Origin of the sequence: Plantibacter flavus (genome assembly GCF_051487245.1) — a bacterium.
GTDB classification, from domain to species: domain Bacteria; phylum Actinomycetota; class Actinomycetes; order Actinomycetales; family Microbacteriaceae; genus Plantibacter; species Plantibacter flavus_B.
Genome location: NZ_JAHVDH010000008.1, coordinates 41959 through 58087, shown reverse-complemented (window position 1 = coordinate 58087; position 16129 = coordinate 41959). Strand labels below are relative to the sequence as shown.

Below are 16129 nucleotides of genomic sequence, written 5' to 3'. Positions count from 1 at the left end.
ATGATGTGCGTCCTCCTGCTGACGCTCGCGAGCCTGCTACTGCTTGCCACGTCCCCGGCGACCTTCCGTCAGCTGCTCGAGTCCGGCCGGCGGTCCCTGACGTTCCTCGCAGACACTGCGATCCCCGCGCTACGGCCGAACCTGGTCGTSTTRTCCATCAGTCGAACCTGAGCTGCGCGAGTCGTTTCGACCCGAGTCAATAACGCCGTAGGCCGATATTTCGAGCGCTCGTGGATCGAAGCTTGCCTGCCCGGTGCCTGTGGTCGCGCTGCTGATTGACGTGGTCGACCTGCGGCTCAAGGCCTGTCGCGCACAACCCGACCGTCACGGCACCAGTGGTGTGTCTGCCCGTTGTTGGCCGCCTTCTCTTCGCTCCGCGTCACGGCGCGAACCATTGTGATTCTCATTTCTTCGACACAAGGTGTTTCCTCCATGCGGTTTCCCATCAGCATCCCAAGTCCCGATATCAGTTACCTGCAGCTCGGACCGTTCCAGATCCACTTCTACGCGCTATTCATCATCAGCGGAATCGTCATTGCCATCGCTCTCACCGCGCGACGGTTAACGCGCAGGGGCGCAAGCCCGGGCATCGTCCTTGATATTGCGCTGTGGGCCGTACCCTTCGGCATCATTGGTGGACGCTTTTACCACGTCATCACCCATCCTGGCGACTACTTCTATCCAGGAGCAAACCTGTGGAGGACGCTCTATGTTTGGGAGGGCGGGCTGGCAATCTTCGGTGCCGTCATCGTCGGTAGCATCGGCATCTTCATAGCCTGCCGCCGCTCTGGGATCAGATTCCTGTCGTTTGCGGACGCCCTCGCTCCTGGGATGCTCCTCGCGCAAGCATTCGGACGGCTCGGGAACTACTTCAACCAAGAGTTGTTCGGAACCCCCACCACGCTCCCGTGGGGACTGCAGATCGACTCATCTCAGCCAGCATTTCCAGCAGATCTACCCGCAAACACGCTATTTCACCCGCTGTTTCTCTACGAAATTCTCTGGAACCTCGCCGGTGCCGCGCTCATCCTCCTAATCGAACGAAGGACACCACTGCGGTGGGGACAAGCGCTCGGGCTGTATCTCATCATCTACGGCGTCGGCAGAGCGTGGTTTGAGTCGTTCCGCCTGGATCCCACCGAACTTCTCATCGCGGGCATAAAAATCAACATGCTGACCGCACTGCTCATCGCGATGGTCGGACTGACGCTGGTACTGGTACAACGCCGACGTCACCCAGAACCCGAGCTGAGTCCCTACTTGCCCAATCGTGGCATCCGCTCGTCAGACCCTGTCACGCAATCCGTATCTGGCCCGGCTCGTCGACCAGCCACTGATTCCTGACCCCACACCGATTGGACCCCTCATGTCCCCGCATCCTGCCGGCCACCCCTCATCTGATGACGCACCCGCCAACGCAGAAGACCTCGCCCGTCGGAAATACCGGCGTCGACAGCGTTTCCTCCGCGCCGGCCAGGCGCTCATGGTCATCGGAGCGTTGATCGGCATCAGTCATTGGCTCGCCCATCTCGGAGCATTTGGGCCTGAGCAACCTCCCGGGTGGTTGGATCTCGCGGCGGGCTACCCAATGGCTGCGGCGTTCCTCATCGCCGGCGCCATCGTCGCCGGCCAGAAATAGCCCCCACCGCAGTCACACGTGATCCACCTGGCAGCCCGCCCCGCCAGCACCATCCGCTCGGTGCCGGGCTGGAAAGAACACATTCTTACCCGCCAATCAGAAAACGAGAAGTCATGTTCAACGCGAACGAGCCTCCAGCGGGCTTATCACGACGTACCCTCCTCCGGGCTGGGCTCTCAGGAGCCGCAGTTCTGGCGCTTGCGGGATGTGCTCCCGCGCCACGCTTTCTGTCGCCAACATCATCGGCTGTTCGAGACGTCGAGGCGGCCAGACAGGCGACTGGCATGTTGACGAAGGTTGCGTTGAAGGCAGCGGCCACCACTGTCGACCTTGCTGGGACTCCAGCTGCCACCTGGGCCTACGGGTCCCTCCCGGCCCCCGCTATTCGTCTTCGACAAGGCGACGCTCTCGAGGCCACGCTCACCAACGAGTTACCGGATCCCACCACCATTCATTGGCACGGCTTGGCGCTGCGCAACGACATGGACGGTGTCCCCAACCTCACCCAGGCCCCGGTCGCGCCCGGAGCAGCATTCGACTACCACTTCACAGCACCCGACCCTGGCACCTACTGGTTCCACTCACATGTGGGAACCCAGCTCGACCGCGGTCTGTACGGGGCGCTGATTGTTGAAGATCCCAACGAACCCCTCGCATACGACGAGGAATGGGTTGTCATCGTTGACGACTGGCTTGACGGTGTGACGACAACGCCACCGCAAGTGTTCGACGAACTGTCCCAAGGCATGGGGAGCATGAGCGGGATGAGCGATGGGCCCATGCGTATGGGAAACACGTTAATGGGTGCAACTTCAGACGCACTCGGCGGCGACGCGGGAGATGTGTACTACCCGCACTACCTCATCAATGGCCGCCCCTCCGGGGATCCAGAGACTTACCAGTCCTCCCCCGGACGCCGAGTCCGAGTACGCCTCATCAATGCTGGATCTGACACTGCGTTTCGGATCGCACTAACCGGTCACGAATTAACCGTCACACACACGGACGGGTTCCCGGTCACTCCGACCACGACCGATGCCATCCTGGTAGGAATGGGTGAGCGCTACGATTTCATCGTCACTCTAAGCGATGGCGCGTTTGCGCTGATCGCCGAGGCGGAAGGCAAGCAGGACAGAGCGGTCGCGATCGTCAGAACTGCCGCGGGCGCCTCGCCGCCTCCCGACGTCAACACCCCAGAGCTCACGGGGCGAGTACTCACCGCCGATCAGCTCGTCGCTGTCGACAGCGCCCAGCTCCCCAACCGGCCGGTGGATCGCGAGATCACGGTCCGGCTGCGCGGTGGAATGAAACAGTACGACTGGTCCATGGACTACAACTCCTTCGACCTCAGTGATCCGATGGCTAAGCCCTACTCCGTATCGAGCGGCGAACGGGTGGCTGTGAAGTTTGTGAACACGACCACGATGTGGCATCCCATGCACCTCCACGGGCACACATTCCAGCTCGCTCGCGGCGGTGCCCGAAAAGACACCTCGATTGTGCTCCCCAACCGCACACTCACAGTGCATTTCGATGCCAACAATCCAGGACGATGGCTGACCCACTGCCACAACCTGTACCACGGCGAAGCCGGAATGATGGGTGTCCTTGCATACCTCGACTAAGCGCTCGCTACCCCTGCACTGGGCTGTCCCGGTAACGCTGCTGGGTGGGATGCTCAACGCACTAGCGTTCCCCTCGCTCGGATGGTGGCCCTTGGCGTGGATCGGCACACCGCTGATTCTGCTTTCACTCGTCGGACGTTCAGTGAAAAGCGCACTCCTCGTGGGGGCCGGTGCAGGGGCCGTGTTCTGGGGAATGCATATCTTCTGGCTGACGGTATACCTCGGGCCCGCGCCGTGGGCTGCGCTCGTGATGTTGCAGACCCTGTTTTTCGGTCTCTTCTGCACCCTGATCGCACTCGCCTGGCGATTCACCGACCGGGCGGGCAACCACTGGTGGTTGCGCTACCTCATTGCACCAGCCATCATCGGTGGGCTCTGGGTCGCCCGCGAGACGGTCACGAGCACATGGCCCTACGGCGGCTTCTCCTGGGGTCGTCTCGCATTCTCGCAATCGGAAAGTCCGTTCGGGGACCTTGCCTCCTGGGTCGGAGCGACCGGGCTGTCATTCATCATGGCCGCCATGAGCGCGATGTTCGCTCAGTTTGCCCGACACACGCGGCCGGTGTCGCTACCGCGCAATGTGGGGATAGCGGCCGTGGCATTGACGGTCGTTGTCAGCGTGCCCAGCTTCCCGGTAGTCACCAACGGGACGCTGCGCGTTGGCGCCGTACAAGGCAATGCCGACGCCGGCCTGTTTTCCAGACCAGCGCCGGGCGAGATACTCGACAACCACATTGCCGCCTCCGAACCACTTGTCGGCCAGGACGCGGATGTGGTTGTTTGGCCGGAAAACGCATCGGACATCGATCCACTCCGCAACAACCCTGCAGCTCGTGCGCTCACTCGCATCAGCGAACAACTCGGAGCTCCGCTGATCACCGGAACATTGACCCAATCTGGCACCGACGACTTCAACAGCCTGCTGCTGTGGGACGGCGAAGGTGGTGCTGTCGACCAGTATGACAAGCTGCACCCGGTCCCGTTCGCTGAATACCTGCCGGACCGGGAATTCTGGACCCCTTTAGCACCAGAACTGTTCTCTCTCATTCCCCGGGACTTCACCAGAGGCAGCCGCGACAACATCTTCACCGTCGCGAATCTGCGAGCCGGCCTCGCGATCTGTTTCGACATCGTCGACGATGCGCTGATCCGGCAGATGATGGCGGACGGGGCTCAGATCATCATTTCTCCCACGAACAACGCCGATTTCGGACGTTCGGATCAGAGCATCCAACAGCTCGCGATCGCTCGAATCCGAGCGATCGAGACGGGACGTAGCGTGGTGAATGTTTCGACGGTCGGCGTCTCCGCGATCATCGATCCCTCGGGCCGTACAATGACGCAACTGCCGACATTTCAGCCAGGCACCATGCTCGCGAACGTTCCATTGAGCGACACCGTCACCCCCGCGACGGCAGCCGGCGGACGATTCGATGCGATTCCCACTCTGATCGGGTTGGCTGGGCTTGTGCTCACCGGCGTGATCACACGACTACGCCGCACACCGTCCATGAGCGAGTAGGCGTAAATCGTCCGCGCTGCCATGCCGTCAGATGGGGAGCACGAATCCTCCGATGAGGGCCTGCAGGGAGTAGATCCACGCGGTCCACAGGCCGGAGATCATCAGCACGCCGATCACGATCAGCATCACCCCGCCGGCGATGTTGATGGCTTGGATGTGGCGTCGGAGAAACGCCACGGCAGCGGTCATCCAGTTCAGCCCGAGTGCGATGAGGAGGAACGGGATACCAAGCCCGGCGCAGTAGATCAGTCCTAGGAGCGCACCGCGCAGCACCGATCCACTGTTCAGGCTGAGGAGCGAGATCGCGGTGAGGGTCGGACCGAGGCAGGGTGTCCAGCCGAGCCCGAAGACGATGCCGAGTAACGGTGCTCCGGCCAGGCCGACGGTCGGGCTGGTGGGGAGTTTGAGGGTGCGCTGGAGGAAGGGGATCCCTCCGATGAACGCGAGACCCATCAGCACGACGAGGATGCCGAGCAGGCGGGTGACCAGGTCCTGCCAGCGGATCAGCCAGGAACCAGCGGCCCCGAACAGCGCACCGTAGGTGACAAAGATCACGGCGAACCCGAGGACGAACAGTCCCACGCCGAGGAGCAACCGAGTCCGTGGTCTGGCACTGTTCTGGCTGGTCATGCCGCCGATGTAGCCGAGATATCCGGGGACCAACGGCAGCACGCACGGGGATGCGAACGAGACGATTCCGGCCGCGAGAGCGATCGGGGCGGCGAGGATGAGTTGTCCGTTGAGGACGATGCTGATGAACGTCTCACCCATGACGATGCCCCCGCGGACGCCCGCTCATTCGGGCTCGCTGAGGACGGTGGCGACGATGGCGTCGAGGATGCTGTCGTCGCTGATCTCGCCCAGGATGCGTGCAGCAACCCGCCCCTGCCTGTCGAGGACGAGTGTGGTGGGAACGGCATTGGCTGCGACCTCGCCGGTGAACGCGATCTTGAAGTTGCCGTCGTTCACATCGATCGCCGACGGGTAGGTAATTCCGTAGCTTGTGGCGAAGGTGAGGGCGGTGTCGACTTGGTCGCGGACGTTGACGCCGAGGAACGCGACGCCCTCGCCCTGGTACTTCTCCCAGACTGCCTGGAGATCGTCCGCTTCCGCCCGGCACGGAGCGCAGCCGGCGTACCAGAAGTTCACGACCAGGACGTTGCCCAGGTAGTCGGTTGAAGCTGTGGGTGCTCCGGTTTCCAGCTCGCCCGCGAAGCTGATCGGCTTGCCCCGGTTCTTCGCGGCGATCTCGGTGATGGTGCCGTCGCCACCGATGTAGTTCTTGCCGCTACCCGCGCGATATTGCGCCGCAAGCGGGTCGTTGGCACAACCAGCCAGCAGCACCGCAAGGAGCACGGTGACGACACCGATGCGCGTCCGACGGGTGGGGATGCTCATTCTTGTGCTCCACTGCTGCTGGGGACCATGGTCACGGTGGTGATGCCGAGGTCGTTGCTCGCGGTGATGCCGCGATCGTCGGCGATGAGCAGCCATCCGGGTTCGCCCGGCACCCAACCAATGGCTTCTGGTGTCCCGGTGGTGCGCCCGGAGCCGGTCCAGACGCCGTCTGCGGCCGCCGCAGTCCAGATCTGCCCACTGGTATCAACGCCAAGCAGGCCGCCCTGTCCGGTTGCCGTGACCAGCAGCAGCGCCGGGGCGTCGCTGACCGGCTCGAAACTGTCCCCGCCGTTTCGGCTCTCCATCAACCCGGCAGCCGTGGTGGCATAGAGTCGCTGAGGGTCGATGGTGTCGGCCGCGAGGTCGCGCAGCTCGAGCTGGGCACCAGTGGTCCAGTTGCGCCCGTCATCGACGCTGCGGCGAATGGTGCTGGTGGTGGCGTCGTATCCGTAGATGATCTGGGTGCCGTCGGCCTGGGTGGCGACGTCGAGGTCGTGGAAGTCGGTTTCACCGCGCAAGGAGATCGTCTGCCAGGTTTCAGCACCGTCGTCGCTTGCGATGAGGCCGAGGTTCGGCGGGTTCAGCTCCGGCTGCTCTGCCGGGTCTGGGTGTCCTGAGGCGTAGAGCAGTCCGGGGTCGGCGAGAGTGAATCCCATCGTGTCCTGTGCTCTGCCGGCCACCTGGGTCGGGCTCGTGATGTCGCTGCGGCCGACGCCGAAGAGGTAGGTGTCAGGAAGCGCCCCAGTGGGGAGCAGCCAGACGCCGTTGTGGGTTGCCGCATACGTTTGGCCGGTGCTCGGATCGGCGGCCAGCCCGTGTACGTGCCCGAAGTCCGGGGCCGATTCGGGCGCAGAGCTCGCTGCGGTGCAGCCGGCCAGGCCGGCGAGCAGCAGCACCGCGGCGATAGAGGTGAGAGTGATTCGATGTGTTGGTGGCTTAGCCAAGCTGGACTCCTCGGGCGCTCATGAACGGTTGTGGGTCGATGCGGGCTCCGTCAACACGGACCTCGAAGTGCAGGTGGCAGCCGCTGGAGGCCCCGGTGGTGCCGACGAGGCTGATGTTCGCGCCGGCCGCCACGGTTTGGCCTTCGCGGACAAGGATGGTGCTGTTGTGGGCATACCCGGTCTGGACACCGTTGCCGTGGTCGATGAGCACCCAGTTGCCGTAGCTTCCCAACCAGCCCGCGTAGATGACGGTTCCACCCGTGGCGGCATAGACGCCACGGCCGCAGCCTGCGGCGAGGTCCGTGCCGGAGTGGAAGTCACTGACCCCGGCGACGGGTTTCTCGGGGCGCGGTCCGAACCGATCACTGATCCAACCGGCGACCGGCAACGCCCACCCCTGGTCGCTGAGCTGGCCGGAGTCCAGCGACGGGCCCGCGGCCCCTGCAGCGGCAGCGGCGGCTTCCGCAGCTCGGCGTGCCGCCTCACCCTTGGCGTAGTCCGCTTCGGTTGCCGCTCGGTCCTCCGTCAGGACGCTGAGCTGGGCGGCGAGGGTGGCAGCGTTCTGTTGCTGTTGCGCGAGTGAGGCGGTCAGCGCGGCTGCGGCAGCGGTCGCCTCCGTAAGGGCAGTCTCTGCTTCTATGGCGAGATCGCTGAGGGCATCACGTGCGATGATCGCTTGCGCGGTGATAGCGGTGGAAGCGTTGCGATCCCGGGTCGCGTTGTCGTAGATCTGGTTGGTGCGTTCGCTGAGCTTGCTCATGCTGCTGAGCTTCCCGAGCAGGTCGGCGGCGTTGTCACCTTCCAGAATGAGTGACAACGAGAGGTCGGATGCGCCGGTACGGCTGAGGCTCACGGCGAGACGGCCGGCCTGTGTTGCTGAGGCTGCGGCTTGTTGCGACGCGGCGTCGGCTTGTGCCTGCAAGCTCGCGGCCCGGTACGTGCCCTCGTCGAACGCCGTCTGCGCCGTCTCATACTCCGCCGCCCGGAGCGTAGCGAGGTCTTGCGCGGCACCGACTTCAGCCGTGATCCCGTCAATGAGCGCTTGGATCTGCACGATCTTCGCCTGTGCGGCAGCTTCATTCCCTCGCGCGCTTTCCACATCGGACCAGCTCGGATACTCCTCAGCCGCTGCGGTCTGCGCCGTTCCGAGGATCAGGGCGAGAGCGAGTACCGCGACACTGGCAGAGAACGTTCGGGACCGGGACGTTCGACCGGTCATGATGCTTTGACCCGTTCAGTGAGCCAGGCGAACGGGTCGGTGGGGGTGGTGCCGTCGAGCAGGATTTCGAAGTGCAGGTGTGGGCCGGTGCTCTGCCCGGTGTTGCCGACGTTGCCGACGAGCTGTCCCACCTTGACGGGCTGTCCGACCTCCACCGCAGCCGACCCCTCGAGCATGTGGGCGTAGACGCTGCTGACGAGCTGCCCATCGATGGTGTGGTCGATGACGACGTACACGCCCAGCCCGCCATTGTCGGTCGGTGAGACCTCTCGGACAATGCCGTCGGCGACCGCTTGGATCGGGGACCCAACGCCGGGGTTCATGTCGATGCCCTTGTGGAACGTCGAGCAACCCGAACACGGGGCCACCCGGGGCCCGTAGTCGGTGCTGATGGGCACCCCGACGAGGAAGGGCCACTGGATCGCGCCCGGGTAGTTCGTGTACGTGCTCGCCGTTTGCGCATACGACGCTGTCGTCGGCCCGAGCTCGACCGTGTACCCGTCACGCAGCAGCTCGGTGGCATTGACATGCCCGACCGCGAGGCTCTGCGCGTCCCCGGCCGGTGCGGCCGAGGCGTTGGTGTCGGATTCGCTCGGCGTGGCGAACGCGGGGAGCGAGATGGATGCCGTCATCAACACGACGAACGTCATGGCCGCTGCACCGGCGCCGCGTCGTCCGCTGGTGCGGGCACGCGTGGCCTGCACCTGGGGGGCCGGTTGGGGCTGGGGCCTTCGAGCTTGTCGGCGAGAGTGCGGGAAGGGCTGAGGGGGCGGTGGTGGTGTGTCTCTGTGGCCGGCTTCGCGTTCGGCTCTGAGAGATCGGCGGGTGGGAAACGGTTCACGGGTGAGGTCGTCGATGATGCTTCCTTCGAGATAGCTTCATCCAGGCTCGCTTGGACAGCGTGCAGCCGCTCTGCTGGGTGCCGGCGGGCGCGCGAACACAGTTGCGCGCCCGCCGGCGGATCGGCGTGCCTGGAGGGACGGTTAGAGCGTGGCGAGCAGATCCTGCATCGTTGTGATCTCGTCGGTCTGGGTGGAAACGATGGTCTCAGCCATCGCTTTCGCATCGGCGTTCTTCCCGTCAGCGATCTCGGTCTGTGCCATGTCGATCGCTCCCGTGTGGTGCTTGACCATCTGTTCCAGGAACAGCTTGCTTGCCTCGGCACCGGTGGCTGCCTCGAGCGCCTGCATATCGTCGTCTGACATCATGCCGTCCATGTTGTGATCCATGTCCGACGCGCTCTCCTCGGCGCCCCACTCGCCCAACCACTCCTTCAGTTGGGTGATTTCGGGCTCTTGAGCGTCCTTGATCTGCGTAGCAAGCGCGACGACTCGATCATCGATGCCGTCCTTGGCGAGAATGACGTCGCTCATCTCCACCGCCTGCTCGTGGTGAGGGATCATCATCTGCGCGAACATGACGTCCGCGTTGTTCGACGTTGCCGAAGCGTCAGAGCTGTCGGACGAGCTCGATGACCCCATGTCCATGCCGCCCATACCGCCGCCGGAGCAGCCGGCGAGGACGAGAGCGGTGGTGAGTGCTGCGGTTGCGAGAAGGTAGGAACGTGCCTTGAACATCGTGTTATCCGTTCGTTTGAGCTGGGAATAAGAAATCGGGCCGTAGCGCGGGGATCGCAGTGTCTGCGAGGAACGTCAGGGACCGCCGGCCGGACTCGAGCAGCTGACGGAAGGTCGCCGGGGACGTGGCAAGCAGTAGCAGGCTCGCGAGCGTCAGCAGGAGGACGCACATCATCGCCATGAACGCACAATCCAGCGCGCAACCCTCACCGCAATCCGTCCAACTCGTGTGCGCCTGATCCGCTGCCGTTGCGGCCGGAGCCGGGGCATGGGTGTCGGCGTGTGTGGAGTGAGCCGATGCAGTCATCGGAGCAGCACTCGCGCTCGGGCTCCCGGCGTGCATGACAAACACGCCAATGAGGAGCGCTGCAAGCGCGACGAGAGAGAACAGCATCGACCTCAGACGCGGGGAAGGCATCGGACGAACAGGCGTTCGCGAAGTCGGGACCATTTCACCTCCACAGTCACGCAGTCGGACATATACCCCCACAGAGTACCCGAAGGGGTGCCGTTCCTCGCTGAGAGTGCTCTGACTCTGACCTCACCCACACCCGCACCTGGTCGGGGCCGGGGCAAGACGGCAATCGCTGATGACGGAGCATCTGCCACCACCTGCGCGACCGTATTCACCCGTGAAGGCTCGAGTGGTGACTCCCAACGAACCTATCGATCCTCGTGTCCGTCTCGCGATCGCGCAATGGCCCAGCGACGCACCGCGTGGTGCCGTCTCGACGTTCTGTGCCGAGCATGGCATTTCTCGCAAGTCCTTCTACCAACTTCGAAAGCGTGCCCGCGATGAGGGTCCGGCCGCGGTGCTTGAACCCAGGACCAGGCGACCGAGAGCAAGCCCGTCACAGATACCCGACGAGATCAAAGCGCGTTCCGTTCAGGTGCGTGCTTCACTCGAGGCCTCTGGGCTGGACCACGGGCCGATCAGCGTGCACGACAAGATGCGGACGATGGGGTTTGAGGCGGTGCCGTCGATTGCCTCGCTGGCCCGGATTTTCCGCGAGGCCGGTGTGGCCAGGCTGGAGCCGAAGAAGAAACCCCGATCAGCATGGCGGCGCTTCGTCTATCCGGCGCCGAACGCATGTTGGCAGCTCGACGCCACCGAGTACGTCCTCATCGGTGGGCGCAAATGCGTGATCTTCCAGCTCATCGACGATCACTCCCGCTACGCGGTCGCGTCCCATGTCGCCTGGGGCGAGACCGCTGAGGCGGCTATCACGGTCTTTGACAAGGCGGTCGCCGCCAATGGGGTTCCTCAACGGCTCCTGTCCGACAACGGGGTCGCACTGAATCCCTCACGTCGCGGATTCCCCGGGCAACTCGTGACCCATGTTTCGGCGCTCGGCACCGAGGCGATCACAGGCAAGCCCTACAAGCCAACCACGCAGGGTAAGAACGAACGCTTCCATCAGACCTTGTTCCGCTACCTCGATAAACAGCCACTCGCCGACACCCTGACGACCCTGCAGGCCCAAGTCGACGCGTTCGACCAGATCTACAACACCGAGCGACCGCACCAAGGACTCCCCGGTCGAGTCACCCCCGAGACCGCCTGGAATGCCACTTCGAAGGCTGAGCCTCCCCGCCCCAACCCCGCGCCACAGCTCTTCGCCCGGACAGCCAGCCGAGCCATCCGGCCTGTCCCGGCACCGGCCGATCTGCCCGCAGACATCACCCTCAGGAAACTAAACAGCGCAGGCACCTTCACCCTCGCAAGAGTCATCTACATCGTCGGCGGACAGTATCGACTCCAGCAGGTGCTGGTCATCGTCGACGGTGACAAGATCGCCGTCTCAAACCTCGACGGCGAAATCCTCATCGAACACACCCGCCCAGCGGCCGGCGTGACCTACGTAGGCAACGGCCGCCCTCGCGGCCCGAGGCCCAGGAAGACCGAACCGTCACCGATGTCCTGATAGATCAACTGCCACCGATGTCCTGAGACATCACAGCGTAACGATGGGCACCTCGAGCGCATTCGAACATGTGTTCTAATCTTGTTCCATGGGAGGCAATCGTCGCTACGGCTCGGACGTGTCGCGGGAGGCCGTGAACGCGGCCGTGACGCGCCCGCGCCCCGTCTCGCTCACTGAACAGGAGCGCCAGGCTTCCGGGGCCGGCGTGGAGCTGCCCGAGCGCCCTGAAAAGGTGCTCGCTTGGGTTCGATATCCCGAGAGTGCCGTCCAGGTCGAGGGAGAGGCGGTGGCATTCAACGAGCGCGCCGTGCTGGTCCGATTCCCAATTCTCGGCGGCGGGTTCCAGGAGGCATGGGTGTGGCGGTCAGCTGTGACTAAGCGTCGCCAATAAACTACAAATGCAACTTGTATCGTCAACACAAGTGCTGCTAGTATAGAGTCATGACGAAGCCGCAGAAGTACCGGGACGTGAGCAAGTTCCTCCGCGCGCAGGGGTGGGAGCACATCCGAACGCGGGGAAGCCATCACATCTGGTCCTCGGCGGACGGCACCTCGAAAATCTCGATCCCCGTCCACGGCGACACAGTCAAGGTCGGCATCGTCCGACAGGTGCAGGATGCCTTCAACAACACCCCGAGCAACTGGAACTGAGAGGAATGGCCATGACAATGCAGCTCACAGCGCACGCCACCCGCGACGAGGACGGCACCTGGACGATCACGATCCCGGAACTCACCTCGGCCGCGCCCAGTGGCGCAACGATCATCGCCACCGGCTCCGCGCTCACCTTTCGAGGCGTCAAGAAGGCGGCTTCGGATCTCGCCGCGGTGTGGCTCGACATCGAACCCACAGAACTCGAGGTGACGGTTACGGTCGAAGCGCCCAGCGCGATCGTCCAGCTCGTCACCGAGAGCAACGACGCCAACGCGGCCGGCAAAGCGGCGATTGAGCGCGCCGACACCCTGCGCCGTGAGGCGGCACGCAAGCTCCGCGAAGAGGGCTACCCGATGGAAGCGGCCGGCGCCATTCTCGGCGTGAGCTACCAGCGCGTTCAGCAGCTCGCCGGCCCCTCAACCCGTCTCATGAAGGAATCAGCGTGAGTGTGAGCGTCGTCGAGCTCCGAGACGGCCACGACCTCGTGGCGCGGCTGCTGGGATCGTAGGAACATGACCCAGCGCGGCGAAACGCCACCACTGTGGAAGCAGTTTGGCTTGTACGTCACCCTCGGCGTGATTCTCTACGTCATCGTCGGGGGCGTCGCGCTAGTGACAGTCCCCGACCAACTGTTGGCGAATTGGTTCCCGGACCTCTCCTCGAAGGAGCGAGCCGCGTTCCTCGGCCCTGCAACGAATGCGGTCCTGTTCGCCCTCGGAGGCACGATTGCCCTCGTCGGTGTCGGGCTCAGTCTCTCTCGTCACCGCCAGGAGCTTGAAGCGGCAGCGCGCGATCGTGTACGTCTGCGCAACGACCAGGAGCGTGAACAGTCGCGGCGTCAAGAAGCAGAAATTCAACGCCGCACGGAAACAGAACGCGCACTGCGGGATCGCTTCGTCACCACAGTGAATCTTCTAAGCGATCCATCGCCGGTCAATCGTCAAGCGGCAATCTTCGCACTCGGCGCTCTCGCTGATGATTGGACTGCATTCGGCAAGCGAGACGAGGTTCAGGTGTGTATTGAGGTGCTCACCGGATACCTGCGAGCCCCCCGTTCTGACGACATGCTCCTTCCACTGACCGAAGAGGAACACGCGCAGCTCGACCCTACTGAGCGACGAGAGGCTCAGCGCACAACGCCCCAGGAGATCGCCGTAAAACAAGCTGGCTACTCAGTCATCAAAGACCACCTGAAGACGGAAAATCCATCCAATTGGTGCGACCGACCGCTCAATCTCGACGGCTCACACATCGATTTCATGGTCAATCTGCGGGACTGCGACATCGACGAAGGTGCATACTTCGATCTCCACAATGCCACGATCAGCAACGATGGGATCCTGGCTTTCAGGGACATGACGGTCAGCGGATTCGTGGATCTTGAAAACTTGAAGATCGTTGGGGGGTACGTGGAACTCCGAGACCTGGAGGTCAAAGACGGCGCAGTCGTGACTATCAGCGGCACGACGGTCTGCGCCGACGGTCACGTGTCACTGGAAGGCGCGACGATCAGCGCGCACGGGACTCTGGCCTATGGAGTCATGACGCTCAAAACAGGCGGATCTGTCAACACTCCCGACGGGATTCTTCATGAAGAACCAGGAGTGTAGATGTGTGGTCCACAGGGCTTGCGTCGCAGGCGGATGAACGTGCCCCTCAGCTTGTGATGTTGAGTGGTTGATCGGTGTAGGCGAAGTCGATGTGCACGTGGTTGCACGAGTCCTCGATTTCGGTCAGGTGGGGCCAGGCCTGCCCGCTGCGGCACTGGATCTGTCCGACTCGTGTTCCGTCCGGCGCGACCGACGACAACAGGTCGATGAGCGCGAGGCTCTCAGAGTTGCGACCGTCGAGGGCTGTCCCGCTTACGACGGTGAAGTCCACGCCCATCCCGCCGCCCTTGACCCAGTGGGACGATCCTTCACCGGCACCAAGCAGCGAGCCGGTGCACTGTCTGTTGAGGTCGGACAGGCCGATGCTGCCGAACTTGTCGAGTGCCAGGGTGATGAACTGCAACGTGCGGACGTCGAGCTTGCAGCCCTCGACGGCCGTCCCGTTGGCCATGTTCGTGATCTGCTCTGCGTAGCGCGATTCGAGCAACGTCAGCGTGCCGTTGTCCATCGCCGTTTGAAGGCCCTGCGCGAGCTGCTGGGCGTCGCCTGAGACGCTGCACCCGCCGCCGGCGGAACCACCGCCAAGCTCTGCGAGGTACGCGGTCACTTCCACGGCCGCGGCGCGGAACTTCGTGTAGTGGTACGGGTCGGCGTTGATCTGCACGGCGTTGATCGCGACTGACGGTTCCAGGCCCTCCCAGCCGGCCACGCCGACGAGCCGTTGGTAGAACGCCGTCGCGGCATAGGTGGGGTCCATCACTTGTTCTTTGGTGCCCCAGGACCCGAGGCACCATTGCTGTTGGAACAGGCCCAGTGAACAGGTGGGGGAGCCGTCGGGGTTGGTCACACCGTCGCCCTCGTCGCCGTAGCCGATGTTCACGAGCGAGGACTCCCCGATCGCGGCCTGCACGCCGATGGTCTGTGCGGCCGGCGGGAGGCCCAGCGAGGATGCGGCGTTGACGATCGCGGCTGCGTTCGCGAGCTGCGATTGGGAGAAGCCGGCGACGCTCGCGTCAGCGGTAATCTTCGTCGCGTCTACGACGCCGGTTGCTGCGGCGCAGGCGTTCGCGGGGCTCCCGAGGGACGCCACGGCGAGCACCAGGCCGAGGATGAGCGCGGCCGGCGCTGCGATCGCTGCGGTGATGACACCGGCAAATCCGCGCTGGTTCATTCGGCGGGTGACATTCGCTCGGCCAACCATGGGTCCGTCGTGTACGAGCGGGTGACGTACACCTCGTACATGCCGGCATCGGTGGGGACGTTGATGCGGAACGTGAACGAGTCGTCGCCGTCGCGCACGGCAGGTTCACCGGTGACGGCCGTGCACGGCACGACGGCCGGGTCCACCGTCTCGTATGCGGTGACGCCGCGGGCGGTCAGGAGTGGCGACAGCTCCGCGATCCACTGCGACTTTGGCAGCGTCGGGCGGCAGTACGCGGTGAGGGCATCGAACGCCGCACGGGAGGCGGCGGTCGCCGCGTTCGGGTCCGGTGCGGCTTCGTCGTCGGATGCCCCGCCGGTCGGCGCGATCGTCCCGGGACCCGGGGTGCCGAAGGGGTTCCCCGAAGCGTTCGGCGTCGAGGAAGGTGAGCGGGTGGGGTCGGGCTCCGTTGCGCCGACGCACCCGGTCAGAGTGATGGTTCCGAGGGTGAGCAGCGCGAGGACGCCCCCGGCACGCGCTGCCCGGATCACTCGCCCGTTCCGCTCTCAGGGGCGGCGGTCGGAGCCGGTGCGGCGCGACGGCGCGTGCGCGGCCGCGGAGCAAGACCAAGACTCTTTAGCTCAGCTTCGGTCCATCCAGCTTTGAGTGCAGCCCTGCGGTACTTGCTCGCCTCAGCTTCGGCCGAAGTGAGTGCGTCCTGCACCCGGCCGACCTCAGCGACCGCGGCCTCCAATGCTTCTCCCGCAGCGATCTTCGCTGCAACCTGTTCGTGGACGAGTTCCTGCACTGATTTGGTCATGTACCTCAGAGTACGTGCACCAACAGACCAAGGCAAAGATCCGTTGTGATTCAGC

General features: G+C 64.0%; 17 protein-coding genes. 8 read left to right on the top strand and 9 right to left on the bottom strand.

Going from position 1 to position 16129, the window contains the following annotated elements; translation table 11 throughout:
• The first annotated feature begins 432 nt into the window (after nucleotides 1-432).
• The 4 genes from lgt (at nucleotide 433) to lnt (ending at nucleotide 4786) form a co-directional block, all read left to right on the top strand.
• The gene (gene lgt, locus KXS11_RS18115) at nucleotides 433-1344 is read left to right on the top strand and encodes a prolipoprotein diacylglyceryl transferase (protein ID WP_437387092.1); all 912 of its coding nucleotides are present in this window, start codon (nucleotides 433-435) and stop codon (nucleotides 1342-1344) included.
• A 22-nt stretch (nucleotides 1345-1366) separates the two neighbouring features.
• Entirely contained in the window at nucleotides 1367-1639 is a 273-nt protein-coding gene (locus KXS11_RS18110; protein ID WP_437387091.1) for a hypothetical protein, read from the top strand.
• Between the two features lie 284 nt (nucleotides 1640-1923).
• Nucleotides 1924-3264 carry a multicopper oxidase family protein gene (locus tag KXS11_RS18105; RefSeq protein WP_437387090.1) on the top strand — a complete coding sequence of 447 codons (1341 nt, stop codon included), beginning with the start codon at nucleotides 1924-1926 and terminating at the stop codon, nucleotides 3262-3264.
• Between the two features lie 49 nt (nucleotides 3265-3313).
• The gene (lnt, locus tag KXS11_RS18100; protein WP_437387089.1) at nucleotides 3314-4786 is read left to right on the top strand and encodes an apolipoprotein N-acyltransferase; all 1473 of its coding nucleotides are present in this window, start codon (nucleotides 3314-3316) and stop codon (nucleotides 4784-4786) included.
• 27 nt (nucleotides 4787-4813) lie between these two features.
• On the opposite strand, the gene KXS11_RS18095 is transcribed toward lnt, so the two are convergent.
• The 6 genes from KXS11_RS18095 to KXS11_RS18070 all read right to left on the bottom strand — a co-directional run bounded on the left by KXS11_RS18095 (nucleotide 4814) and on the right by KXS11_RS18070 (nucleotide 9924).
• Complete coding sequence (locus KXS11_RS18095) at nucleotides 4814-5557, bottom strand: cytochrome c biogenesis CcdA family protein (protein WP_437387088.1); 744 nt, start codon at nucleotides 5555-5557, stop codon at nucleotides 4814-4816.
• Nucleotides 5558-5581: 24 nt separating this feature from the next.
• Nucleotides 5582-6184 carry a TlpA family protein disulfide reductase gene (locus tag KXS11_RS18090; protein WP_437387086.1) on the bottom strand — a complete coding sequence of 201 codons (603 nt, stop codon included), beginning with the start codon at nucleotides 6182-6184 and terminating at the stop codon, nucleotides 5582-5584.
• Complete coding sequence (locus tag KXS11_RS18085) at nucleotides 6181-7080, bottom strand: F510_1955 family glycosylhydrolase (protein ID WP_437387085.1); 900 nt, start codon at nucleotides 7078-7080, stop codon at nucleotides 6181-6183. The genes KXS11_RS18090 and KXS11_RS18085 overlap by 4 nt, the downstream gene beginning before the upstream one ends.
• 40 nt (nucleotides 7081-7120) lie before the next feature.
• Nucleotides 7121-8347 carry a M23 family metallopeptidase gene (locus KXS11_RS18080; protein WP_437387084.1) on the bottom strand — a complete coding sequence of 409 codons (1227 nt, stop codon included), beginning with the start codon at nucleotides 8345-8347 and terminating at the stop codon, nucleotides 7121-7123.
• On the bottom strand, nucleotides 8344-8997 hold the full coding sequence (locus KXS11_RS18075; protein WP_437387082.1) for a M23 family metallopeptidase: 654 nt from the start codon (nucleotides 8995-8997) through the stop codon (nucleotides 8344-8346). Before KXS11_RS18075 ends, KXS11_RS18080 begins: the two co-directional genes overlap by 4 nt.
• 333 nt (nucleotides 8998-9330) lie before the next feature.
• The gene (locus KXS11_RS18070; RefSeq protein ID WP_236555604.1) at nucleotides 9331-9924 is read right to left on the bottom strand and encodes a DUF305 domain-containing protein; all 594 of its coding nucleotides are present in this window, start codon (nucleotides 9922-9924) and stop codon (nucleotides 9331-9333) included.
• 647 nt (nucleotides 9925-10571) lie between these two features.
• On the opposite strand from KXS11_RS18070, the gene KXS11_RS18065 reads away from it, so the two are divergent.
• From KXS11_RS18065 to KXS11_RS18050, 4 genes are all read left to right on the top strand, one after another.
• Complete coding sequence (locus KXS11_RS18065) at nucleotides 10572-11849, top strand: integrase core domain-containing protein (protein WP_437387081.1); 1278 nt, start codon at nucleotides 10572-10574, stop codon at nucleotides 11847-11849.
• Nucleotides 11850-12290: 441 nt separating this feature from the next.
• Nucleotides 12291-12500 carry a type II toxin-antitoxin system HicA family toxin gene (locus tag KXS11_RS18060; protein ID WP_437387080.1) on the top strand — a complete coding sequence of 70 codons (210 nt, stop codon included), beginning with the start codon at nucleotides 12291-12293 and terminating at the stop codon, nucleotides 12498-12500.
• 11 nt (nucleotides 12501-12511) lie between these two features.
• Entirely contained in the window at nucleotides 12512-12949 is a 438-nt protein-coding gene (locus KXS11_RS18055; RefSeq protein WP_437387079.1) for a hypothetical protein, read from the top strand.
• 66 nt (nucleotides 12950-13015) lie between these two features.
• Nucleotides 13016-14113 (top strand): hypothetical protein, encoded by a 1098-nt coding sequence (locus tag KXS11_RS18050; RefSeq protein WP_437387078.1) that lies wholly within the window; start codon nucleotides 13016-13018, stop codon nucleotides 14111-14113.
• A gap of 46 nt (nucleotides 14114-14159) precedes the next feature.
• Here KXS11_RS18050 and KXS11_RS18045 read toward each other — a convergent pair whose 3' ends face one another.
• Genes KXS11_RS18045 through KXS11_RS18035 form a run of 3 tightly spaced genes read right to left on the bottom strand, consistent with a single transcriptional unit; the run spans nucleotide 14160 to nucleotide 16074 of the window.
• A complete protein-coding gene (locus KXS11_RS18045) occupies nucleotides 14160-15284 on the bottom strand; it encodes a hypothetical protein (protein ID WP_437387076.1) in 1125 nt (374 codons plus the stop codon).
• Nucleotides 15281-15805, bottom strand: coding sequence for a hypothetical protein (locus KXS11_RS18040; RefSeq protein ID WP_437387075.1), 525 nt, complete (start codon nucleotides 15803-15805; stop codon nucleotides 15281-15283). The genes KXS11_RS18045 and KXS11_RS18040 overlap by 4 nt, the downstream gene beginning before the upstream one ends.
• Complete coding sequence (locus KXS11_RS18035; RefSeq protein WP_430894025.1) at nucleotides 15802-16074, bottom strand: hypothetical protein; 273 nt, start codon at nucleotides 16072-16074, stop codon at nucleotides 15802-15804. The genes KXS11_RS18040 and KXS11_RS18035 overlap by 4 nt, the downstream gene beginning before the upstream one ends.
• Nucleotides 16075-16129: the final 55 nt, after the last annotated feature.

Bases quoted from the DNA above. Each gene is read 5' to 3' on its own strand.
- KXS11_RS18035 (WP_430894025.1), bottom strand. From the start codon at position 16,074: ATGACCAAATCAGTGCAGGAACTCGTCCACGAACAGGTTGCAGCGAAG.
- KXS11_RS18110 (WP_437387091.1), top strand. From the start codon at position 1,367: ATGTCCCCGCATCCTGCCGGCCACCCCTCATCTGATGACGCACCCGCC.
- KXS11_RS18070 (WP_236555604.1), bottom strand. From the start codon at position 9,924: ATGTTCAAGGCACGTTCCTACCTTCTCGCAACCGCAGCACTCACCACC.
- KXS11_RS18045 (WP_437387076.1), bottom strand. From the start codon at position 15,284: ATGAACCAGCGCGGATTTGCCGGTGTCATCACCGCAGCGATCGCAGCG.
- KXS11_RS18055 (WP_437387079.1), top strand. From the start codon at position 12,512: ATGACAATGCAGCTCACAGCGCACGCCACCCGCGACGAGGACGGCACC.
- KXS11_RS18075 (WP_437387082.1), bottom strand. From the start codon at position 8,997: ATGACGTTCGTCGTGTTGATGACGGCATCCATCTCGCTCCCCGCGTTC.
- lgt (WP_437387092.1), top strand. From the start codon at position 433: ATGCGGTTTCCCATCAGCATCCCAAGTCCCGATATCAGTTACCTGCAG.
- KXS11_RS18105 (WP_437387090.1), top strand. From the start codon at position 1,924: ATGTTGACGAAGGTTGCGTTGAAGGCAGCGGCCACCACTGTCGACCTT.
- KXS11_RS18090 (WP_437387086.1), bottom strand. From the start codon at position 6,184: ATGAGCATCCCCACCCGTCGGACGCGCATCGGTGTCGTCACCGTGCTC.
- KXS11_RS18050 (WP_437387078.1), top strand. From the start codon at position 13,016: ATGACCCAGCGCGGCGAAACGCCACCACTGTGGAAGCAGTTTGGCTTG.
- KXS11_RS18080 (WP_437387084.1), bottom strand. From the start codon at position 8,347: ATGACCGGTCGAACGTCCCGGTCCCGAACGTTCTCTGCCAGTGTCGCG.
- KXS11_RS18095 (WP_437387088.1), bottom strand. From the start codon at position 5,557: ATGGGTGAGACGTTCATCAGCATCGTCCTCAACGGACAACTCATCCTC.
- KXS11_RS18060 (WP_437387080.1), top strand. From the start codon at position 12,291: ATGACGAAGCCGCAGAAGTACCGGGACGTGAGCAAGTTCCTCCGCGCG.
- lnt (WP_437387089.1), top strand. From the start codon at position 3,314: ATGCTCAACGCACTAGCGTTCCCCTCGCTCGGATGGTGGCCCTTGGCG.